Genomic DNA, 21902 nt, shown 5'->3' with positions numbered 1-21902 from the left:
AGCGTTCACAGCAGGTGGTCCGCGAACTCCAGGACCGGCCGGACCTCGACCGCACCGTGGCGGGTGTCCGGGAACCGGGCGGCGATCTCGGCGGCCCGGTCCCCGCTGGCACAGTCGAGCAGGAAGTAGCCGGCGAGGTGCTCCTTGGCGTCGATGAAGGGACCGTCGGTGGCGGTCAGGACACCGTCGCGGTTCCGCAGGGTCCGGGCGCTGGCCGGATCGCCCAGGGCGCCGGAGCCGACCAGCTCACCGGACTCGGCGATCTCGGTGAGCAGGGCGGAGAACTCCGCCAGCTGGGCGTCCCGCTCGTCCGGGGCGAGGGTCTCCTGCTGATGCAGGAACATCGGGTGCTCCCAGTTGACCGGGTTACTGTAGATCAGCACCAGGTACTTCACACTCACTCCTCGCTTGACGGTCGCCGCTGCCGATGATAGTCCCACCAGCCTGGCACGACGGCCCGACGACTTCCGGCGGAATGCTCGCCTGACCGCTGCGGCCCGGTCCACCGACACCCACCTTCGCGCCCGCGTGGCGTCCAGCCGGCGCGCCCGTCGTGGTGTCACCCTGACCACACCACCGTCGACGCGGGACCTTCGGCCCTGACGTGCGACGTTGCGCGTCTGTTGCGTGTGCAGGAGTCCCGTCGACGTAGCGACAAGGAGCAGGTGTGCTGTCGGAGTCCTCAGCCGCGGTGGTCACCGCGACGCTGCCCGCCGTCCAGGCCAACGGTACGGCCATCACCACCCGGTTCTACCAGCGGATGTTCGGTGCCCACCCGGAACTGTTGCAGCTGTTCAACCGGGGCAACCAGGCCACCGGCGCGCAACAGGCCGCCCTCGCCACCGCGGTCGCCGCCTACGCCGGGCACCTCACCGGCGACAGTGCCGTGCCCTGGGGTCCGGTGCTGGACCGGATCGCCCACAAGCACGCCTCGCTCGGCATCACCGCCACCCAGTACCCGATCGTCGGACGACATCTGCTCGCGGCCGTCGGCGAGGTCCTCGGTGACGCCGTCACTGCAGAGGTCGCCGTCGCCTGGAACGAGGTGTACTGGCTGCTGGCCTGCGAACTGATCGCCCGCGAGGCCCGGCTGTACACGGTGGCGGGCATCGCCGAGGACGCGCCCGTCTGGCGCGACTGGCGGGTCGCGCAGGTGGTGCCCGAGACCGCCGACGTGGTGTCGTTACGGCTCGTACCGGCGGACGACGACCCGGTGCCCGCCTTCGTTCCCGGGCAGTACGTGTCGGTCGCCGTCGACCTCGACGGCGACCGGGGGCAGCAGATCCGCCAGTACAGCCTCTCCGGCCGCCCCGGCACTGCCGACCTGCGGATCACCGTCAAACGGATCCGGGCGACCGGTGACACACCGGACGGGATGGTGTCGACGTACCTGCACGACCGGGTCCGGGTCGGCGACACGCTGCGGCTGAGCCCACCGTTCGGCGAGGTCAGCGCGGTCGGTGCCGACGGGGAGCCGCTGCTGCTGGTCAGCGCCGGCATCGGGGTGACCCCGGCGATGTCGGCGTTGGAGCACCTGTCGGTGGCCGACCCCAAGCGGGAGGTGGTGCTGGTGCACGCCGACCGGCGGGTCGCCGCCCATGCCCGGCGCGGCGAGCTTTCCCATCTGCGGGAGCAGCTGCCGAACCTGTCGGTGCGCCTGTGGTACGAGGACCCGGCCGGCGGCCCGGTGCCGGAATTCGGTGCCGAAGTTTCCGCCGGACGGGTGGATCCGGCCCGGATTCCGCTGCCGGCCGGGGCCTACGTGCACCTGTGCGGGCCGCTGCCGTTCATGAACCGGATCCGCAGTGGGCTGCTGCGTCGGGGCGTGTCCAGCGACCGGATCGCCTACGAGGTGTTCGGCCCGGGGATGCTACGCGGCTGACGGCCAGCGTGCCGGCCGTGCGCGGCGGCACGGGCCAGGCGCAGCTGTTGCTCGGCGACGGTGGTCAGGCAGGACGGCGACATGGGACACCTTCCGGGTGATCGATGTGGTCGCGACGCTCCGGTCACGACACGACCGGTACGACGACGAGAATCAGCACCGAGCAGACGATCTCGACGACGCCGACCTGCGCGGGCCGCAGCCGCCAGGACGGCAGCAGCCAGGCGCGGATCAGCAGGACCAGGAAAACCGGGATGAGCCGCGCGTCGATCCACCCGGCCGCGGCGAGCGCGGCGAGATGGTAGCCGACCGACAGGTGTCGGTACCGGGCGTCGTCCCGGTTGCGGATCATGGTCTTGACGAACAGGACCGTCCCGGTCAGGTACAGCAGCAGGGCCACGAAGGCGGGCAGGACCCGGACCGGTGGTACGGCGGCGACGGTGGCCACCACGAGGACCAGCAGGCAGCTCTGCAGCACCGAGGCGAGATCGTTGGCCAGGGCGCGTTCGGCGCGACGGCCGGCATAGGCGCCGTTGACCAGCAGCAGGGCGGCGTAGACCGGGGCGTACCAGAGCACCGCCGGCCGGGCGACCAGCACCGTCGCCGCCAGTGGCACGGTGATCAGGGCGTACAGCCGGATCTGGGCGGCGAACCGACGTGGCCGGCGCTCTTGACGGCCTGCAGGACGTAGTAGGAGGTCAGTTGACATCCTCTCCGCCCTGGAGGACGGAGATTCCCTCCACGCTGCGCGTGGAACACGCAGCGTCCGGGTGGGTTACCGCTTCACTGCGCGCCGCCGGGACAAGTCCCGGTCTTACGTGCGCTCGACGGTCGTTGAAGTCCGCCTGTCCGGCGGCCTTGATGTTGATGGCGGCGTTGATGTCCCGGTCGTGGTGACTGCCACACGGGCAGTCCCACTCCCGGACGTGCAACGCGATCTTCTCGTTGATCCGGCCGCAGTCGCAGCACATCCGGGTGGACGGGAGCCACCGGTCCACCCGGGCGAACACGCGCCCGTACCGCTGCGCCTTGTACTCCAGCATGCCGGTGAAGGCGGCCCAGCCCGCATCGTGCACGGACTTCGCCAGCCGAGTCCGGCCGAGACCAACAACGCACAGGTCCTCGACGTACACCGCTTGGTTGTCGCGGATGATCGCTGTGGACAGCTTGTGCTGCCAGTCCCGCCGGGCGTCGGCTACCCGCGCGTGAGCGCGGGCCACCTCGATCACGGCTTTCCTGCGGCGGTTGCTGCCCCGCTGCTTGCGTGAGAGTGCCTGCTGCAACCGCTTGAGCTTGCGGGCCGCGCGGCGCAGGAACTTCGGTGCGGTCACCTTCGTGCCGTCGGACATGACCGCGAAGTGGGTCAGGCCCAGATCGATGCCGATCTCGGAGTCGACCGGCGGCAGCGTCTCGTCCTCGCCGATGGTCACGACGAACGAGGCGAAGTACCGGCCTGCCGTGTCCTTGACCACGGTGACCGAGGTGGGATCCGACGGCAGGCCGCGCGACCAGCGCACCGCGACGTCGCCGATCTTCGGCAGCCGCAGGCGGCCGTTGTCACAGACCTTGAACCGGGAGTTCTGCGTGAACCGGATCGCCTGCCGGTTGTCCTTACTAGGGCAGCCGTACTTCGTGACTTGATCATGTGAGTCTGGATCGGTAGTGGTACCAGCGGGCGCGGGCTTGATGGCGGCGGCGCCACCAGGACCAGCGGAGATGGTGTTCGAGGCTGTGCCAGGCTCTGGTCGCGAGGTTGTACAGCCGTTTGATCTCGACCACGGTCAGCCGGGCGAGTCCGAGGTCGGCCGGTGGTGGTTCGCTGGGGTGGGTGGGTCGGGGTGGTGGCGTGGTCCCGGCCGCGGCGTCGGCGGCGGTGACCGCGCAGACGGCGAGCGCGGCCATGACCAGCACTATGTGCCGCATGATCGGGGTGTGGAGGCGGTTCTGGAACTGGTCGAACCCGAAGTGGTCCTTGCCGAAGCCGTGGTCCTCCTCGATCGTCCACCGCCGGCCGGTCACCCTCACCAACGCGGTCAGGGTCGCCGGAAGGCGCTCCGGTATCCAGCAGTAGAAGTAGGCCAGGTCGTCGGGGTCAGCCAGGCTCCGGCGTACGAGCAGGTAGTGGCGGGGGCTGGCGGTGGCGATCCACGCCCACGCGTACCAGCGGTCGCCTTTGGAACCCGCCCCGCAGGACATGGTCTGCCAGGCGGTGTCGGTGGTCAGGGTGGTGGCAGCGGTGTCGGCGCGGATCTTCGTCTTCCAGCCGGGCAGGGTGATCCGGAACGAGCACGGCACGCCGAGGCTGTAGCCGATTCCCCGGGTCTCGCAGGTGTCGCGTAGTCGCCGGTCCCGGCCGTAGACGGCGTCGGCGGTGCACCACCGCACGGGTACGCCGGCGTCGAGTGTCTCGGTGAGCAGGTCGGTGGCGAGTCGGGGTTTGGTCGCGAACTCGGTGTCGGCGGGGACGCCGGTGGCGGCGCGGCGGGCGTCGTCGTCGAGGTGGGCGGCGGGGATCCACAGGCGGGAGCCGACCAGGGCGTGGCCGGCGCGGGTGGCGTAGGTGGCGTTGACCAGGTTGACGGCGTTGGTGACCTTTCCCGCGCAGCCCACGTACTGGCGGGTCACGCCGCACGTGCCGGTGCCGGTCTTCTCCACGCCGCTCTCGTCGAAGATCAGCGTGTTGTCGCCGTCCGGGTCGGCCAGGCGTGCCACGGCGAAGTCACGGACCACGCCCATCGCCTTGTCGGTGTCCCAGACCGCGCGTTCGAGGAGTCGTTGCATCCGGTCGGGGGTGGTGTCCCCGGCGTGTTCGGCGAGGGTCCAGCAGTTCTTGCGTGGCAGGTCGGCGATCAGGCCACGGACGTACTTGCCGGCCTGCCGTAGTGGTTCGACCCGGGCGAAACACGCGCCGAGGTCTCCCATCAGCGTGGCGAGGTTCTCCTCGACCCGACCGGCCTCTACCATGGCCGCTGCGGCCACCTCGTGATCCTTCGTTGTCCACACAACACCGGACGATCATGCGGTGGCCGTCTCCGTCGCCGCACACCCTGTCCGTCCACACCCCACCGCACCGGTCAGGTCACGAAGTACGGCTGCCCTATTACGGGACCGGTACCGGGGCGGGGCCACCGTGCGGCCCCGGCGTTCGCCGGACAGCGAGTTGAAGAAGTTGCGGTACGCGGTGTTCAGATCGGCGAGGGCCTGCTGCAACACCACGGCCGACACCTCACCCAGCCAGCTGCGGCTTTCGGTGGCCTTGGCCGCTGTGATGACCAACTTCGACAGGTCGCCGTCGGAGATGTACTTCTCGCCCGCCTCGCGGGCCTGCTGACGCAGCCTGAGTCCGTCGTTGAAAACCACCCGGGCACACCCGAACGCCTGCGCCAGCGCGGTGCGCTGGGCGGTGTCCGGGGTGATCCGGTAGTTGTAACGGAGCTGCACGGCCATCACCGTATCATGTTGGTCTATGGTCGAATCGCAAGGCATCCGCACCGGCAGGCACTGCACTTTCGCGATGCATGTCCACTTGGTTTTCGTGACGAAGTTCCGGCACAACGTGTTCGCCGACCGGCACCTGACCCGGATGGAGGCGATCATGCGAGACGTGTGCGCCGACTTCGAGGCCGAACTGGTCGAGTTCAACGGCGGCCACAACCACGTCCACCTGCTGGTCAACTTCCCGCCCAAGGTCGCCGTGGCCAGGCTGGTCAACAGCCTCAAAGGGGTCTCCTCGCGCCGCCTCCGGCAGGAGTTCCCCGACCTGGCGCCCCACTACTACCGGGCCAACAAACTCTGGTCCGGCTCGTACTTCGCCGGCTCTGTCGGCGGCGCACCGTCGAGCGTCATCAAGCAGTACATCGACCAGCAGAACCGTCCCGGTCAAGACACTGCTCGGGCCCGGCGGCCCGCCCAGTACAGGCCTTCACCCCCGACCTGAAGGCCGGAACACTCGCCCGCACTCCGGTAGCCGTCCAGCCAGGCGCCGAGCAACGGCAGGTGCGGCCAGTGCGGTCCGACCAGGGCGACCCCGACGAGGTACGGCAGGAGCAGCATCGCCCAGGCACCGTGCTGTGGCGGCAGGTACTGCCGCAGCATCCGGCGGTACGCGGGAGCTGGGCCCGTGCTGGCGGCGACGGCGGCGGTCATGGTCGTCTCCTCCGGTCGACCGCGCCCGTGGTGGCCATCGTGGGCGCGGTCGGCTCGGTGGCCGTGGCGGCCGGTTCGACGGTGGCCGACGCTGCCGGACAGAGCCGGACCACGCAGGCGGTGGGCGCGCCGAACGGTTCCAGGACCGCGTTGCCGGGTGCCGCACCGGCCTGCTCCAGAGCACCGCGTACGACGCCGAGGTGCAGCCAACAGATGGCGTCCGGGTTGCGGTGGACAAGTTCGAGGAACGGGCAGACCGTCAGGTGGATCTCGGTGCGGTCGGCACCGGTGGATCGTGCGACGGGGGCGAACCCCAGCCGGTGCAGGACCGCGAGCAGCGTGTCGAGCGGGCTGCCGCCGGGCGGAGCCGCCGCGGCGAGACGGCGTCCCCAGTCGTGGCCGGCGCGGGCGGCCGCAGCGCGGGCGTCCGTGCGGCGGCGGCCCAACTGGTCCAGCAGCGCGGCGGCAAGCTCCCGGTACGGTGCCGGTGCCGGTGCCGGTGCAGCCGTTGTCCGGTAACGCCAGGCGGGCCGACCGGGCTGACCGCCCGTGGCCCGTGCCTTGACCAGCAGGCCGGCGGCGACGAGTCGGTCGAGATGGTCGCGCACGGTGGAGGGGTGCAGGCCGGTTCGGGCGCCGACCTCGGCGATGGTGACACCGCCGGCGGCGGCGCGGACCAGCTCCAGCATCGACGCCCGGCTCGCGGTGCCCAACGCCCGGTGTCGGGTGGTGTCGACGATCTCGCCGGCCGGACCGGGCCCGTGGTGGTCGCTCACACTGACCGACGTTACAACGGCGAACGCCGTGAAAACCGGGGCGTCCCGGACCCGGGATCCGGGACCTTCGGCCCGGTCACGGCCCGTTTCCCGATGGCAGGATGCCGCCTCAGATCTGCCGCAGCACCCGCGCGGGGTTGCCGACAGCCAGGACGTCCGGCGGGATGTCCCGGGTGACGACCGCGCCGGCACCGACGACGCTGTTCTCGCCGATGGTCACGCCCGGGCAGACGATCACGCCCCCGGCGAGCCAGACGTTGTCGGCGATGGTGATCGGCCGGGCCGATTCCAACTTGTCTCGGCGCGGCTGCGGCTCGAGCGGGTGTGTCGCGGTGAGCAGTTGCACGTTCGGTCCGAGTTGGCAGTCGGCACCGATGTGGATCGGTGCCACGTCCAGCGCCGTCAGGTGGTAGTTGACGAAGGTGCGGGCACCGATGTGCAGGTGCTCGCCGTAGTCGACGTACAGTGGCGGCCGCACGACCACGTCCTCGCCGAGGCTGCCGAGCAACCGGGCCAGGATGGCGCGGGCAGCCGCCGGCGGACCGTCGACGCTCGCCCGGTGGTAGGCATGTGTCAGCGCGACCGCCCGGGCCGCGATCCGGGCGCTGTGCGGATCGTCGGCGACGTACAGGTCGCCGGCGAGCATCCGCTCCCGGCTGGTGCGCGGGTCACCGGCGAAGTACCCGGCCGCCATGGGCCGTCACCGCCTCACCGAGTGCCCGCTCGATCCGCTCAGCCCCGGCGGCCAGCGAGAAGACCCGGTCGTAGTAGCCGCGGGCGGCCTGGCCGAGCAGGTCGAGCTTGTCCCGGCCGAGGTCGCAGGCCTCGCGCAGGGCAGCGGCGATCGAGTCCGGATCACCGGGTCGCGCGGTGATCCCCGCGCCGCTGTCGTGGGCCACTCTTGCGGCGTCACCATCGACCGCGACCAGGATCGCCCGCCCGGCGGCGAGGATGGCCGGCACCTTGCTCGGCATGGTGTACGCCGACATGCCCCCCGGCCGCAGGCTCACGTAGTGCACGTCCCCGGTCGCCATCAGCGCGGGCATCCGGTGCCGGGGCAGCTGGCCGAGGAAGCGGACGTTGCGGGCGCCGGTGGTGGCGGCGAGTTCGCGCAGCCGGCGCTCGGTGGTGCCGCAGCCGGCGATCAGGCACACGAAGCGGGGATCGTCGACCCGGGCGCAGGCCTCGATCAGCGAGTCGAGGCCCTGCGCCTCGCCGAGCGCCCCCGCGTACACGCAGACCAGCTGGTCGGTGCGGAGCCCGAGTTCGGCGCGCAGGTCCCCGGGTCGGGCCCGGCCGGTCTCGTCCGCCCACATCGGCAGGTGCACGAGCTTGTCCGCCGGCACCCCCCTGCGGGCGAGCAGGTCGCCGGCGCTGGGTGAGACGTACCCGATCCGGGCGGCGCTGCGGTACATCGCGGCGCACCAGCGGGCCATCCCCCGCTCGACCAGCCGCAAACCCGGACCGGTGCCGATGAAACCGCTGGCCACGGCGCTGTCCGGCCACATGTCCAGGACGTGGAGCAGGACCGGCACCCGGTGGACGTAGCGGATGAACCACATCGGCAGCGCCACGGTGATCGGCGAGTTGCCCACCCAGAGGACGTCGAGGCCGCGCAGCGCGTCGGTGCCGGACAACAGCGCGGAGGCGGCGAACGACCCGTAGTTCGCGAGCCGGCGTACCGCGTGGTGGTCGTGGCTGGGGTAGAGCGCGACCCGGCGGATGTGGACTTCGCCGTCGTCCTCGTCGTGCCGGCGGGCCATCCGGAAGCCGGGTGCCAGCTGACCGGTCGGATAGTTGGGGAATCCGGTGAGTACCCGGACGTCGTGGCCGCGACGGGCCAGGGCGCGGGCGAGCATGCCGGGCAGGGCGGCCGGGCCCGGTTCGGGGTCGAACCACTGAGTGAGCAGGCCGATGCGCAGCTGGGCGGCCCCGGCAGCCGGCACGCTCGACCGAAGGCCTGTCCGGAGTCCCACGGTGTTCTGCATGTAGTACGCATATCACCGCTTATGTCATTAAGACCGGCATATAGGTTTAACTGAGGTCAAAGCTGCTCTGATGCAGCAGAGGACATGACCAGGATTCGCTTTTGACGAAAAACCCGCTACGCCACCTTTTAGGCGATATGGTCGCGTTCGACGTGATCCCAGGTTCCCTGCGGCTGGTCCGACGGGAGTGACAGGACTAAGGGGCAGTGGTGCTTCCCTCACTATCGGACAGACGCTTCCTGATCACCGGAGGCACCGGATCGTTCGGGCAGATTATGGTCTCCCGGCTGCTCGACGCGGGCGCCGCCGAGATCCGGGTGCTCAGCCGGGACGAGTCCAAGCAGGACGCAATGCGCCATCGGCTCGGCGACGAGCGGATCCGCTACTACGTCGGCGACGTACGGGACTACGACAGCGTACTCAAGGCCGCCCGGGGCACCGAGTTCGTCTTCCACGCCGCCGCGCTCAAACAGGTGCCCTCCTGCGAGTTCTTCCCCCTCGAGGCGGTGCGCACCAACGTCCTGGGCAGCGCCCACGTCGTCGAGGCCTGCGAGCGGGTCGGCGTCGAGGCGTTGGTGCTGCTGAGCACGGACAAGGCCGTCTACCCGGTCAACGCGATGGGCATGACCAAAGCGATCATGGAAAAGGTCGCCCAGGCACACAGCCGCAACAGCCCGGCCGCCCGGACCCGGGTCTGCTGCGTGCGCTACGGCAACGTCATGTACTCCCGTGGTTCGGTCATCCCACTGTTCATCGACCAGATCCGCCGGGGCGGGCTGCCGACGGTGACCGAGCCGACGATGACCCGGTTCCTGATGTCCCTGCCGCAGTCGGTGGAGCTGGTCGAACACGCGTTCCGGCACGGCCAGTCGGGCGACGTCTTCATCCGCAAGGCGGACGCCTGCACGATCGGCGACCTGGCCGAGGCGCTCTGCAACCTGTTCGGCGTGCCGGCGAAGTTCCACGTCCTCGGCATCCGGCACGGCGAGAAGCTCTACGAGACACTCGCCAGTCGCGAGGAGCTGTCCCACGCCGAGGACCTGGGCGACTTCCTGCGGGTGCCGGTCGACAGCCGCGACCTCAACTACGCCCTGTACGTCGACGAGGGCGACCTCGACAGCGGCGGCCTGGCCGACTACAACTCACACAACGCCCGGCGGTTGACCGTACCGGAGATCGAGTCCCTGCTGTTGACCCTGCCGGAGGTCCGGGCGCAGGTCGACGCCCTCGCCCTGACAGCGGTGCCCGCGTGAGCGGGGCGGGCGGCGACCGGACCCGACCCGACCTGGTCCCCCGGCGACGTACCGTGGCGACCGCCACCGCACCGGCCGTCCGTCGGGTACTGATCGTCGGCGCCACCGGGATGCTCGGCCACACGCTGCTGCGTGAACTCGCCGACGCACCCGAGCTGGAGGTGCACGGGGTCGTCAGGAGCCTCGACGGTCGGGAGCACCACTACCCGACCGAACTGCTGCACCGGATCACCAGCGGCGTCGACGCCACCCGGTTCGACCAGGTCCGCGCCGTCATCGACGAGCTCCGGCCGGACGTCGTGGTCAACTGCGTCGGCGTGATCAAACAACGGCCGGACGTGCAGGACGCGGTCCCCACCGTGACCCTCAACGCGCTGCTGCCGCACCTGCTCGCCGACGCCGCTGCCCGACACGGCGGCCGGCTGATCCAGGTCAGCACCGACTGCGTCTTCTCCGGCAGCCGGGGCGCCTACGTCGAGCACGACCTGCCGGACCCGCCGGACCTGTACGGCCGGTCGAAGCTGCTCGGCGAAGTGACCACCGGCAGCGCGCTCACGCTGCGTACCTCGATCGTCGGTCACGAACTGACCACCCGACGGTCGCTGGTGGACTGGTTTCTCGGCCAGTCCGGTCAGGTGCGTGGCTACACCCGGGCGGTCTACAGCGGAGTGACGACGGTCGAGCTCGCCCGGCTGCTGCGTACCGTCGTGCTGCCCCGCCCGGACCTGACCGGGCTCTACCACGTGGCCGCCACGCCGATCACCAAGTACGACCTGCTGCGACTGGTCGCCGACGTCTACGAATGGCAGGGCGACCTGGTGGCGGAGACCGAGTTCGTCTGCGACCGGTCGATGCGGGCCGACGCGCTGGCCGAGGCGACCGGATACCGCCCGCCGGACTGGCCGGACATGATCCGGACGCTGCACGCCGCCCGTGCCCGCTGGTCCGGCGCACCGCTGCCGACGGACAGGCAGCAGATCCCGGCCTGACCACGCACCGACAGACCGCTGGCGACGAGCCGGCCGGCCGCAAGCCGAAGGACGACAAGTGGTGGACCGTGTGAGCCAACTGGCGAGTCTCGTCGGCGCGGCGTGCCTCGTGGTGGTCACGATCATTCTCGCCATGCACGACCTGTTGATCGCGTGTGCCGTGGCGGCACTGCTGCTGCTGGTCGGCTGCGCCTGCCGGATGGACGGCTGGCGGGCGATGCTGGCCCTGACGATAGGCCTGCTGGTCGCCGCCTCGTCGGACGTACAGGCGCTCGTCGACGCCAGCTTCTACCCACGGTACGTCGCAGTCGGCATGCTGGTCGTCTGGCTGCTGTGCGTACGACGCCCGCCGTCGGCCCGGTTCACCCCGTGGACCGCGACGTTCGCCGGCGCCCTGTGGCTGGTCGCCGGGCTCGCCACGGTGAGCGCGACCTGGTCGATCGTCGCGCTGGAGACCTTCCAACGCGGCGTCGCGCTGCTGCTGCTGGCCGCGCTCGTGCACCTGCTGATCCGTCGCCGCTGGCCCGACCGCACGGTCATTCTGGCCGACCTGCGCGTCATCTACCTGGTGCTGAGCCTGTCCGCCGTGGTCAGTCTCGGCTACGGGCTCACCGACGGCACGTTGGCGGCCGCGCTGTCCGGCAGCCAACGGTTCCAGGGGCTGTACAACAACCCCAACATGCTCGGCATGGTCTGCGCGTTGACGATCCCGCTCGGCTGGGCGGTCCACCGGCAGACCCGCCGGCCGGTCGACCTGCTCGGCATGGTGCCGGCCGCGGGCGCGCTCGTGCTGTCCCAGTCCCGCACCGCGCTGGTCGCCGTCGCCGTCGGGGCCCTCTGGGTGGTGCTGCGCCACGGTATCGGCCCGGTGACGCGACTGGTCACCGCCGCGGCCGCCGGGCTGCTCACCGCCTACCTGTTCAACCTGCTGCCCGCCGTGGCCGCCACGCCGTGGATGCAGCAGATCGTCGCGCGGTTCACCGCCCAGGAGGATCTGTCCAACGGCCGGATCGCCATGTGGCAGGCGACCGTCGACCTGTGGTGGCAGAATCGGCCGGCGCTGGGGTTCGGGTACGCCTCCCGCGACCACCTGGCCCAGCTGACCAGCTACGAGAGGTTCCTCGGACTGGACATCGGCGTCGTGCACAACAGTTACCTGCAGCTGCTGCTGGAGCTGGGTCTGGTCGCGGTCGTACCGCTGCTGATGCTGCTGCTGGCCGTGTTCCGCGCCGCCGTACGGGCCCCGGTCACCCGGATCAACTCGGGCCTGATCTGGCTCATCGTCACCGGACTACTGATCCAGATCACCGAATCGGCCATGTTCGGCACCGGGCAGACCTATCCGTACGTGTTCTGGCTCGCCGTCGCGGCGGTGCTACTGCACCTGCCGACCGACCGGCGGACCGACGACGACACCGGGGCGCCGACACCGCGACGGCGGCCGACGCACGTCCGGGTCGGCACCGGGCCGGTCGATCACCGGCCGCGCCCGGCCCGCACCGGCGGGGACGCTCCCGCCGGAGGGTCCCGACGGCACCTGCCCGCCCTGCGCTGACCGCCGCCCCGGTGGCCGACGCGCCACTGTGGCCGACGCGCCCTGGGCCGCCGGCTCAGCGGCTCAGGGCCGCCGGCTCAGCGGCTCAGGGCCGCCGGCTCAGCGGCTCAGGGCCGCCGGCTCAGCGGCTCAGGGCCGCCGGCTCAGCGGCTCAGGGCCGCGCGTCGCCGCCGGTCACGAAGGGAGCGACCCGGTCCCGCCAGGCGCGGTGGTCGAAGGAGCGACGGGCCCTGGACCGGGCGGCACGACTCATCGTCGCCCAGTCCGTGTCGTCCAGTCCCAGGGCCCGCTCGACCCCCCGGCGTACGTCGTCCGGGCCGTTGCCCGCCAGCACCAGCCCCTCGACCCCGTCGTGGATGTAGTCGGCCAGGTCGCTGGTGTAGTTGAGCAGCACCGGGCAACCGGCGGCGAGGCTCTCCGGCACCTTCGACGGGAACCCGTTGGCCGCGTATCCGCCAGTCGGGCGAACGAGCATCGAAAAGTGCGACCCGGCCAGCAGGTCCAGCACCGACTGCCGGGGTACCCGGCCGAGGAAGGTCACCTCGGCGCAGAGTCCGTCCAGCACCGCCGGATCCAGGTCGGACAGCCGGGCGGCGTCGGAGCGGGTGATCCCGGCGATGGTCAGGTGCACCCGACGCTGCTGCGCCGGGGTGAGCCGGCTGATCCCACAGAGAATCACGTGGAGCATGTCCTTGCGGCCAGGCGTGCCGGCGTACAGCAGACGCAGCCCGGCGGCCAGCGACGGCGGCCGTGGTGGCGTGAACTCCGCGCAGTCGACCTGCGGCGGCACCACCAGCACCTGCAGGCCGTGCCGCCGCAGGTAGCCGCCGAGAGTGGTGGAGACCACGGTGGCGCGGCGGACGAGCCGCGTCGCCAGGAACGTCGACCAGCGGTGGCGGACGAAGTACGGGTCCCGCCAACCGCGACGGAACTGACGGCGGTCGTGACGTTCGCTGGCGTCGACCACCACCGGGGCGCCCAACGCCAGCCGCAGCACCGCCCAGTTGCCCAGGGTCAGCATCGCCATCGGCAGCAGCACCACCGAGACGTCGCCGCGCCGCACCTGGCGGGCCCGCAGGACCCGCAGCACCCGCACCGGGCGGGCCAGTCGGGCCGACATCCGGCTGAGACGGGTCCGTCCCCGCACCCGCAGGGTGACCAGATCGATACCGGCCACCTCACCGCACGCGGCCGGAAAGGGCAGCTCACAGGGCCAGTCGTTGACCACCAGGGTACGCACCCCGGCCGGGGCCGCGCAGCGGGCCAACTGCAACAGGCGGTTCGAGGTGGCGTCGCCGTGCGGGAAGGCGTACGCACCGATCAGCAGTGGACGCGGCCGGCCCGGTACGACGGCGTCGGCGTCGGCCTCGGGCACTGACGCCGGCGCCTCTCGGCCGGGCGCGATGGTCTGGTCGTGCATCTGTCTCACCATTTCGAATCGGCCGGCGGCCGCAGCCGGCCGCCGGGGGACGCAGGGTGCCGGCGGGCCGGCCGCCGCCGGTAGATCGCCAGGTGGGTGGCGGCCGCCGTGTCGATGGCGAAGACGCTGTCGGCGAAGCGTGCGACGGCCGTCGCGGTGTCGGTCGCCGCCGTGTACGCCGCAGCGGCCTGTGCCGCCGCCGCCCACTGCGACGGCGGCGCGTCGATGTCGACGACGGAGACGCCGGGCAGGTGCCCGCTGATGAACCGAACGCCGGGCAGATCCGCCGCCACCGTGCCGATCCCGAGCGCGACCGGTTCCAACACCCCGCCGGGCAGCCCCTCCAGGCAGGACGGATGGATCACCACGTCGGCCTGGCGCAGCAGACCACCGACGTCGTCGCGGGCACCCAGCAGGTGCACCCGCTCGGCGACGCCGGCGGCGGACGCCGCCGCCGCGACCCGGGCGTCGTCGGCGGCGTCGCCGGGGCCGACCAGCACGGCGTGCGCGGACACCCCCCGGGTCCGCAGCGCCGCGAGGATCGGCGGGAGCAGCCATCGCCGTTTCTCGGCCGAGGCCCGACCCACGCTCACACAGACCAGGTCCCCGGGGCGGGCACCGATCGCCGCCCGCAGGTCCAGCGGACTCGGCCGGCGTAGCCGCTCGACGTCGAGTCCGTTGAGCACCACCTGACAGCGGGGGTCGGTGTGCCAGTCGCTGCGGTAGCCAACCCCGAGCGATCCGGGTGAGACGCCGAGAATGTCGGTGGCGCAACCGTGCAGGAGCCGGCCGCAGATCCACCGGGACACCCGGCGGGGCAGGCCGCGACGCTGGTCGTCGTCGCCCCGGAAGTGCCCGACGCGCACCGGCACCCCGGCGAGCCCGGCCAGGGCGAGCGGGACCCCGGAGAAGTTGGCGCAGTCGACGTGCACGGCGTCCGGCCGTAGCCGGCGCAGCAGGCGGTGGAACCGGGCCGGGAACCGGGCGTCGAGTGGTACGGCGGTGACCGAACCGCCGTAGCGGGTGATCGCCCCGGACAGTGGACCGGGGCCGACCTGGTCGGCCAGCGTCACCAGGTGCACCTCGATGCCACCGGCGGCCAGATGGGGCAGCAGTTCGGCGGTGCGCGTCTCGGTGCCGCCGAAGTTCAGTTCACCGACCACCCGCAGCACCCGGCGGGCACCGTCGGGGCCGCTGCCCCCGACACCGGAACCGATGATCGTGCGGTCAGCCACGGACCCGGACATCGGGTTCCTCCTCGTCGACGGCGGTACGGGAACCGACGGGGCCAGGGACGCCACCGGTGTCGGCAGCGGCGACGGTGCCGGCTGCGGTCAGAGCGCGCCGGTAGCCGACCACGGCGGCCGGGCAGAGCGTCACCAGGTAGGCCACGCAGGCGGCCACCGGCACGGCGACCAGCCCGAAGCGGTGCACGCCCCACACCTTCAGCCCGGTGGCCAGCAGCAGGAACGCCGCCCAACCGACGAACTGCGGCCGGAGCAGGCCGACGCTGTTCTGCACGAGCATCAGCGGAGAGGTCACCGCCACCACGAACGACCAGCAGGCCAGCGCGGCGAGCACGGTCACCGGAACGATGGCGCGGTCGACACCGCCGACCCACAGGTCGACCACCCGGTGGCCCCAGCCGACCAGCGCCAGTCCGGCCCCGCCCACGACCGTGCCGTAGAGCAGCATCATCCGGCGGGTGTGCCGGCGGACCCAGGCCACCTCGCCGTTGCTCAGCGCCGCGCCGTTGACCGGCCAGACCGTCATCCCGACGAGTCCGACGAACACCGACAGGACGCCGAACAGCTTGGCGACGACGGCGTAGTGTGCCGCCACCGTCAACCCCAGGACGTTGGCGACCAGCGGGCTGTCCACGTTGAGCGCGATCGACGAGATCGTGGTGAGAACGAAGAACCGCAGGCCCAGTCGGAGCAGTCCGGCGGCGGTCGTCCGGTGCACCAGCCGCGGCGAGGGTCGTGTCACCGGCCGCTGGACGCCGAAGTAGACCATCGTGTTGAGCAGGTTGACCGTAGGGACGGCGAACACCGCGTAGGCGATGACCACCACCGGCGGCCACCCGGCAGCGACGGCGACGAGCACCGCCACCATGCTGGTCAGGGAGCCGGCCGACTGCCAGGCGCTGCTCTGGGCGACCTGGCCGGCGGCGTACTGGACCCGCTGGACGAGGGCGAACGGGATGTTGATCGCGAACGCCGCGAAGCAGAGCCCGACGACGGCCGCGGCCTCGGCGGCGACAGCCGGGTCGGTGACCCCGAACAGCCGGTCCCACGGCACGAGTCCGACGACCACGGCCAGGCCACCGAGCAGGGCCAGGGCCACCGCGCCGACGGTGGCGAATGCGCTGGAGATCTCCCGGGCCTGCTGTCGTACGTCGGCACCGAGGTGGCTGAGCCGGGTGAGCAGGCCGTTGCCCAGGCCGAGATCGGCGAACCAGGCCATCCCGGTCAGCGCGGTCACGGCCATCCACAGTCCGTACCGCTGATCGCCGAGGTAGCGGAAGCAGACCGGGGTGATCACCAGCGGCGCGGCCATCCCGACCGCGCGGGCCGCCATCGCCGTGACGATGCCGACGGTGACCGCGCGGTCCCGACCGGGCCCGGCGGGCCCCGACGGGCGGTCGGGGGCGGCGACCGGCCCGGCGGTGGTGCGGCCGGGCGCTGTCGTCGTCACCGGGTGGTGGCGGTGCCGGCGTCGCGCCGTCGGGCCATCCAGTCGATGGTGGCGCGCAGCCCGTCGAGCCGGGCCACCGGCACCAGGTCGGGGAACAGTCGCCGCAGGGTGGTGTTGTCGGCCAGCGAGTGCGGCACGTCACCGGTACGCGGTGCCTGGTGTTCACGGGCCACCTCGCGACCGAGCAGTGTGCCGATCTCGTCGAGCAGCTGCAGCAGGTTCGCCCGGGCACCGAAGGCGAGGTTGACCGGGTGCGGGTGGTGCACCCGGCGGCGCAGCGCGTCGAGGATGACGTCGCAGACGGTGCCGACGTAGGTGAAGTCGCGCGACTGGGTGCCGTCGCCGTGGACCACGGCCGGTTCGCCACGCAGCGCAGCGTGCACGAACCGGGGAATGACGGCGGCGTAGGCGTGGTCGTGGCGCTGCCCGGGGCCGAACACGTTGAAGAACCGCAGGGCCAGCGTGGGCAGCCCGAACGACGCCTGGTGGGCCAGGGCGTACGCCTCGGTGGCGAGCTTGCTCGCGGCGTAGGGGCTCATCGGTCGGGTCCAGGTCAGCTCCGGTTTCGGCAGGGCCGGGTTCAGCCCGTACACCGACGAGGAGGAGGCGACCAGCACGTGCTCGACGTCGTGGCGTCGGGCCGCTTCGAGCACCATCAGCGTGCCGGTGGCGTTCGCATGGTGGGAGGCGACCGGGTCGCGTAGCGACCGGGGCACGCTGGGCAGCGCGGCCAGGTGGACCACCGCCTCGCGGCCGACCATCGCGGTGGCCAGTGCCGCCGGGTCCAGGATCGACCCCTCGACGAATTCGACGTCGAGGCCGTCGAGGTTGCCGCGCAGTCCGACCGACAGGTCGTCCAGGACGGTGACCTCCTTGACGGCGGGTTCGCCCAGGGCGGCGCGGGCCAGGTGGCTGCCGATGAAACCGGCGCCGCCGGTGATCAGTATGCGCATGGTCAACCCCTCGGTGTGTGGCCCGATCACCTGTTCATCGAGCGGCGGCCGCCATCCGTTACGGGGCAATAGTGTTAATTGTCCAGTACGCCGTCCCGCCGGTCGCCCGACCGGCCGGACCGGTCGGCCGATCGTGCGGTCCCGGCGCGCGCCGGTCATGCGGCGTGCCGGCGGCCGATCATCCGGCTCCGGGCGCGGCCGAACGGTTCGTCCCACTGTCACCCAGGCGACCGAGAACCGCCGTGACCTGCGCACAGGCGCACGCTGACAGCAGCGTCGCACCGTTCGCGTGGAGGTGTCACCATGCCGGAACTGATCGTCTACCGGTCCAACGCCCTGATGTCCATCCGGTCGAGGTTCGACGCCACCAGGGACCTGGTGATGCCGGCGAACCTGGCGTACGCCGAGGCCATGGTCGGCATGTGGCACTCCGGACTCCCCCAGGTCAGCATCGTCGCGTCGACCGCGACCGACGCCCAGGTGTGGCCGGTCATGTCCGCCGTCGGCACCCGGATCCACGACACCTCCGACGACAACTGCCCGATCAACACCGGCTGGTCGTACGTCGGCGGCAACCACGGATACAACGTCGGCACCCAGATCGCCGTGACCAACCACGGCAAGACCACCGCCGACGTGGGGTCGCGGTGGACCGACGGCGTACGGATCTTCACCCTGCTCGCCGTCACCAGCCCCGGCAGCCTGCTGTTCGGCAACCCGTACACGGTGGTCGACGGCATCGCCCAGGGCATCCGGGTCCGGCCGGCGGCGCCACTGACCCACGTCGCCGGTGCCACCAACCGGACCACGGTCCCGGTCACCGCCGTCACCCCCGACGTCCAGATCCGGCCGGCCACCCACTCGCACACCGTCGCCGTCGAACTCGACGGTCGGCCGGTGCGCGACGGCCGCTCCACCGGTCAGGAACTGCAGATCCGCGAGTCGTACGTCATCCCCAGCTACCGGGGAATGATCGACACCGCGCAGGCGAACGTCGGCACCCCGATCGCCACCATCATGAACCGGATTCCGTCGCTGTGCCGCGTCCACAACGTCTACCGATGGGTGACCGGTGGCCTGCTGGTCAGCCAGACGGTGACCGCGCTGAGCCGGTTCACGCTCAACGCGGGGGTGACCCAGTGCGCGCCGTTGACCGCACCGGCCGGCGGCAACCGCCGGCAGTTCATGCCGAACGTCGGCTACACCGGCGGCCTGAGCTGGTCGGCCTGGGCCGCGATCGACACCCTCACCGCGCTCACCGACTTCACCCCGGCGACCCTGCGGGAGCCGGCGACGCCAGCGGCCAGCATGACCCAGTGGGCACTGAGCAGCGGCAACATCCAGCAGTGGGGCATCGCCGTCGGCCTGCTGCCGATCGACGACGGCCACCCCGGCGTCCGGTCGCGCCACACCACCGTGAAGGGCTGGTTCATCAGCTCCAGCCTGAAGAAGAACTACCCGCAGCTGGTCTGGGGGCGGACCATGGCGGCGGGCGAGTCGGTGACCGGTACGGCGTACCGCCGTTACCTGGCCCCGTACTCGGCGGCCACCGAGATCGTCGTCTCCGCCGGCGGTCGGGACTTCGTCATGATCGAGCGGGTCGGCACCGTCACCCAGGCCCGGATGGCGGTGCCGCAGCTGTACCACCGGCTGCTGGTGCCCGCCGGGCCGACGAACCTCGCCGTGGCCGACCGGGTCGCCGCCGACGGGGTCACCTACAGCGTGCCGGTCTCCCCCGGGTACGGGATGTGGCAGGCGGTCGGGCAGCCGGGCCGCGAGCCGCTGCCCGGGTCGACGGACACCGTCGGCAGCTACTTCCTGCCGCTGGCCGGTGCGACGCGCAGCACCGGCTGGGCCGGGGCCTTTCAACGGCTGCTGCTCTACCCGGTCCACCTGGCCGAGGCGACCCCGGTCGACCGGGTCTGCGTCGAGGTGACCGCCGCCGGCAGCGGGGTGCTGCGGCACGGGGTGTACGCCCACGACCCGGTGACCGGGCGACCCGCGCTGCGCAGCCCGATCGCCGATTTCGGCACCGTCGCCGTCGCCCCCGTCGGGGTCAGGGAGTCGGTGCGGGCCACCCCGGTGACGCTACCGGCCGGCTGGCACTGGTACGCCGTGGTGTGGCAGGCCAGCGGGGTCACGCCGCCCGCGCTGCGGACCAGTGACGCCGGCAGCGCGACGACGCTGGCCCTGGGGACGGTCGCGGCGGCCATGTCCGGTGACCGGTACGGCTACGACATGGTCGGGGTGAGCGGCCCGCTCGGGCCGGTGACCCTCGCCGGCGTGCACCAGCACCCGCCGCCCCGGCTCGCCTACCGCCGGGCCTAGCCGTCCGGACGCAGCAGCACCACCGCCCTGGCTCAGCCGGTGCCGACCCGGTAGATCCGCTTCATCGCCTCGTGCTTGGCCGGCACCGGCAGATGCCCGATGCCCAGCGACTTGGCGCGCAGCCGTTCGAGGTACTCGTCGGTGGTGCGGATCGGCCGGGCCGGCACCCCGGCCGCCACCGTGTTGTCCGGGACGTCCCGGGTGACGACCGCGCCCGCGCCGATGACGCACCGGTTTCCGATGGTGACGCCGGCCAGGATCATCGCCCGCATCCCGATGTAGACGTCGTCGCCGATGGTGATCGGCGCCGTCCAGTCGAGGTCGGGATAATCCTTACGCAGGATCAACGTGCCGCCGTCGTGGGTGACGAACTGCACCTCGGAGGTGACGTACACGTTGTCGCCGATGGTGATCAGCCAGGGTTCCGAGCCGAACATCGCACGGTTGACGCCGTAGAACCGGACCCGGCCGGTGAGATTGACCCCGAGCGACCTGACGAACGCCTCTGGGTTCCGGGACGCCGCGAGGTGGTCCCGGACCCGCTGGATGAGCGGACGGATGCGACTGGGCACGTGCTGTCCTTACTCCCGGCGGGTGTGGCTGCGGCCGGCGGTCGGGTGGCCGGGCCCGAGCCGGTCCGGTCACGACAGACAACGATCCGCTCCCGCCGCCGGTCACGGCCGCCACCGCAGGGCAGGTCAGCGGCAGAACCGGCGGGCGTGATCGAGAACGTGCAGTTCCCGGGTCTGCCGGCGCCAGAGTCGGTACCGCCGGCCCGCCGCCTCCTTGGCCGCCGCCCGCTCACTGGCCGACCGGTCCGCCAACGAGTCCAGCACGGCCGCGACGGCGGATGCGGTCGCCGGGTCGACCACCGCCCCACCGGCGCTGGCGATCAGGTCGCTGAACGGGGTCTCGCCGGAACAGACGACCGGGCAGCCGGCGGCGAGACTCTCCAGGATCACGTGGCCGTAGTTCTCGCCGAGCGTGGGGAACAGGAAGGCGTCGTAGCCGCTGAAGGTCGTCAGGACCTCGTCTGCGGCGAGCTCGCCCAGGTAGCGGACCTTGACGTGGGTCGGCATCGCGGCGATCAGCTCGCGGCACCGCGCCCAGTACGCCTCGTCCTCCCGTGGTCCGTGGATGTCGAAGTGGACCGGTCGGCTCACGCGGGCGACGGCCGCCAACGCCGTGACGAGGTTCTTCATGGGAGAGATGCGACCGATGAAGACCAGCCGCAGCGGGCCGTCGTGCGGGGTCACCGGTGGCGGGTCGCGGTCCGGGACAGGGCACTCGTTGCCGTTGACCATCACCCGCGCCCACGGCAGCGCCGCCAGGATCTGCCGCTGTTCCCGCCAGCTGCACGCCTGCCACCGTACGTCGAGGCGGCGCAGCACCGGCGCCCATGCCGCCAGGAACAGCCGCTTCTTACGCCGCCTGATCGCCAGCGCCGCCGGGGCGAGCTCGCCGCGGGGAGCGAGCAGAATCGCCGGTACGCGCAGCAACCGCAGTGCCGCCGCCGCGATCGCGAGCACCGAGAACATCGACCAGAGACTGTTGACGTAGAGCAGGTCGACCGGGTGGGACCGCAGGTGACGCAGCAGCCTGATCCACTGGCGCGGGTTCGTCGGGTCCAGGTAGAACACCGACGACCGGGCGTCGCGGCGGACCAGGCGACCAGACAGACCCGGGTACGGCGCGGCGGCCCCCAGGTCCCGGTCCCGGGTGACCAGTGTGACGTCGATGTCGGCCGGGAGGGTGTCCAGGATGAACCGCAGTGAACGGATGGGCCCGCCGCCCCGGTAGCCGGGTTCGAACACCCCGGCCGTGGCGAGAATCCGCAAGGTGGTGACGGGGGCGGTGCCGTCGGCGGCGCGGGCGGTCGTCACGTCGTGCACGGTCGACTCACCTTCGGCTCGTC

The 21902-nt window shown here is 71.7% G+C and carries 18 protein-coding genes and 3 pseudogenes; 6 read left to right on the top strand and 15 right to left on the bottom strand.

Translation table 11 applies throughout. The annotated features are described in order from the left end of the window. Positions 1 to 5: 5 nt before the first annotated feature. Positions 6 to 395 (bottom strand): YciI family protein, encoded by a 390-nt coding sequence (locus O7608_RS19205; protein ID WP_289205905.1) that lies wholly within the window; start codon positions 393 to 395, stop codon positions 6 to 8. A gap of 272 nt (positions 396 to 667) precedes the next feature. Here O7608_RS19205 and O7608_RS19200 point away from each other — a divergent pair, with 272 nt between their 5' ends. Next, positions 668 to 1882 (top strand): globin domain-containing protein, encoded by a 1215-nt coding sequence (locus tag O7608_RS19200; RefSeq protein ID WP_289205904.1) that lies wholly within the window; start codon positions 668 to 670, stop codon positions 1880 to 1882. 124 nt (positions 1883 to 2006) lie between these two features. Here the strand turns inward: O7608_RS19200 and O7608_RS19195 are convergent. The 4 genes and pseudogenes from O7608_RS19195 to O7608_RS19180 form a co-directional block, all read right to left on the bottom strand. Further along, positions 2007 to 2584: pseudogene (locus tag O7608_RS19195) on the bottom strand (YwiC-like family protein); the annotation flags it as partial. After that, positions 2581 to 3477: an RNA-guided endonuclease InsQ/TnpB family protein gene (locus O7608_RS19190; protein WP_502959221.1), complete on the bottom strand. Its 897-nt coding sequence runs from the start codon at positions 3475 to 3477 to the stop codon at positions 2581 to 2583. The gene O7608_RS19190 and the pseudogene O7608_RS19195, both read right to left, overlap by 4 nt. 46 nt (positions 3478 to 3523) lie before the next feature. Further along, positions 3524 to 4861 carry an IS701 family transposase gene (locus O7608_RS19185; protein ID WP_289205612.1) on the bottom strand — a complete coding sequence of 446 codons (1338 nt, stop codon included), beginning with the start codon at positions 4859 to 4861 and terminating at the stop codon, positions 3524 to 3526. Positions 4862 to 4897: 36 nt separating this feature from the next. Next, positions 4898 to 5329, bottom strand: coding sequence for a helix-turn-helix domain-containing protein (locus tag O7608_RS19180; protein WP_289205903.1), 432 nt, complete (start codon positions 5327 to 5329; stop codon positions 4898 to 4900). Positions 5330 to 5348: 19 nt separating this feature from the next. Here O7608_RS19180 and tnpA point away from each other — a divergent pair, with 19 nt between their 5' ends. Next, the gene (tnpA, locus tag O7608_RS19175) at positions 5349 to 5819 is read left to right on the top strand and encodes an IS200/IS605 family transposase (RefSeq protein WP_289205902.1); all 471 of its coding nucleotides are present in this window, start codon (positions 5349 to 5351) and stop codon (positions 5817 to 5819) included. Between the two features lie 26 nt (positions 5820 to 5845). On the opposite strand, the pseudogene O7608_RS19170 reads toward tnpA, so the two are convergent. The 4 genes and pseudogenes from O7608_RS19170 to O7608_RS19155 all read right to left on the bottom strand — a co-directional run. After that, positions 5846 to 6028, bottom strand: a pseudogene (locus O7608_RS19170) (YwiC-like family protein); the annotation flags it as partial. 80 nt (positions 6029 to 6108) lie between these two features. Further along, positions 6109 to 6804 (bottom strand): annotated as a pseudogene (locus tag O7608_RS19165) (helix-turn-helix transcriptional regulator); the annotation flags it as partial. A 109-nt stretch (positions 6805 to 6913) separates the two neighbouring features. After that, positions 6914 to 7498 (bottom strand): sugar O-acetyltransferase, encoded by a 585-nt coding sequence (locus O7608_RS19160; protein ID WP_289205901.1) that lies wholly within the window; start codon positions 7496 to 7498, stop codon positions 6914 to 6916. After that, positions 7473 to 8750 carry a glycosyltransferase family 4 protein gene (locus tag O7608_RS19155; protein WP_289205900.1) on the bottom strand — a complete coding sequence of 426 codons (1278 nt, stop codon included), beginning with the start codon at positions 8748 to 8750 and terminating at the stop codon, positions 7473 to 7475. Before O7608_RS19155 ends, O7608_RS19160 begins: the two co-directional genes overlap by 26 nt. 251 nt (positions 8751 to 9001) lie before the next feature. On the opposite strand from O7608_RS19155, the gene O7608_RS19150 reads away from it, so the two are divergent. Genes O7608_RS19150 through O7608_RS19140 form a run of 3 tightly spaced genes read left to right on the top strand, consistent with a single transcriptional unit; the run spans position 9002 to position 12589 of the window. Beyond that, positions 9002 to 10045, top strand: coding sequence for a polysaccharide biosynthesis protein (locus tag O7608_RS19150; protein ID WP_289205899.1), 1044 nt, complete (start codon positions 9002 to 9004; stop codon positions 10043 to 10045). After that, positions 10042 to 11034, top strand: coding sequence for a dTDP-4-dehydrorhamnose reductase family protein (locus tag O7608_RS19145; RefSeq protein WP_289205898.1), 993 nt, complete (start codon positions 10042 to 10044; stop codon positions 11032 to 11034). The genes O7608_RS19150 and O7608_RS19145 overlap by 4 nt, the downstream gene beginning before the upstream one ends. Positions 11035 to 11092: 58 nt before the next feature. After that, positions 11093 to 12589 carry an O-antigen ligase family protein gene (locus tag O7608_RS19140; RefSeq protein WP_289205897.1) on the top strand — a complete coding sequence of 499 codons (1497 nt, stop codon included), beginning with the start codon at positions 11093 to 11095 and terminating at the stop codon, positions 12587 to 12589. A 151-nt stretch (positions 12590 to 12740) separates the two neighbouring features. Here O7608_RS19140 and O7608_RS19135 read toward each other — a convergent pair whose 3' ends face one another. From O7608_RS19135 to O7608_RS19120, 4 genes are read right to left on the bottom strand one after another with little or no spacing between them, the layout of a single operon-like run. Further along, positions 12741 to 14009: a glycosyltransferase gene (locus O7608_RS19135; protein WP_289205896.1), complete on the bottom strand. Its 1269-nt coding sequence runs from the start codon at positions 14007 to 14009 to the stop codon at positions 12741 to 12743. A 5-nt stretch (positions 14010 to 14014) separates the two neighbouring features. Further along, positions 14015 to 15256: a glycosyltransferase gene (locus O7608_RS19130; protein WP_289205895.1), complete on the bottom strand. Its 1242-nt coding sequence runs from the start codon at positions 15254 to 15256 to the stop codon at positions 14015 to 14017. Then, on the bottom strand, positions 15237 to 16706 hold the full coding sequence (locus tag O7608_RS19125) for a lipopolysaccharide biosynthesis protein (RefSeq protein WP_289205894.1): 1470 nt from the start codon (positions 16704 to 16706) through the stop codon (positions 15237 to 15239). Before O7608_RS19125 ends, O7608_RS19130 begins: the two co-directional genes overlap by 20 nt. Beyond that, complete coding sequence (locus tag O7608_RS19120; protein ID WP_289205893.1) at positions 16703 to 17659, bottom strand: NAD-dependent epimerase/dehydratase family protein; 957 nt, start codon at positions 17657 to 17659, stop codon at positions 16703 to 16705. Before O7608_RS19120 ends, O7608_RS19125 begins: the two co-directional genes overlap by 4 nt. 303 nt (positions 17660 to 17962) lie before the next feature. Here O7608_RS19120 and O7608_RS19115 point away from each other — a divergent pair, with 303 nt between their 5' ends. Continuing rightward, positions 17963 to 19987, top strand: a complete 2025-nt coding sequence (locus tag O7608_RS19115) for a hypothetical protein (RefSeq protein WP_289205892.1) — start codon at positions 17963 to 17965, stop codon at positions 19985 to 19987. 32 nt (positions 19988 to 20019) lie between these two features. Here O7608_RS19115 and O7608_RS19110 read toward each other — a convergent pair whose 3' ends face one another. Both O7608_RS19110 and O7608_RS19105 read right to left on the bottom strand, forming a co-directional pair. Continuing rightward, complete coding sequence (locus O7608_RS19110) at positions 20020 to 20559, bottom strand: acyltransferase (RefSeq protein WP_289205891.1); 540 nt, start codon at positions 20557 to 20559, stop codon at positions 20020 to 20022. Positions 20560 to 20685: 126 nt separating this feature from the next. Beyond that, on the bottom strand, positions 20686 to 21879 hold the full coding sequence (locus O7608_RS19105) for a glycosyltransferase family 4 protein (protein WP_289205890.1): 1194 nt from the start codon (positions 21877 to 21879) through the stop codon (positions 20686 to 20688). Positions 21880 to 21902 lie beyond the last annotated feature (23 nt).

Origin of the sequence: Solwaraspora sp. WMMA2056 (assembly GCF_030345095.1) — a bacterium.
Classification (GTDB): domain Bacteria; phylum Actinomycetota; class Actinomycetes; order Mycobacteriales; family Micromonosporaceae; genus Micromonospora_E.
Note: the sequence above shows the minus strand (reverse complement) of the source record. Positions and strands in the feature narration are given on the sequence as shown.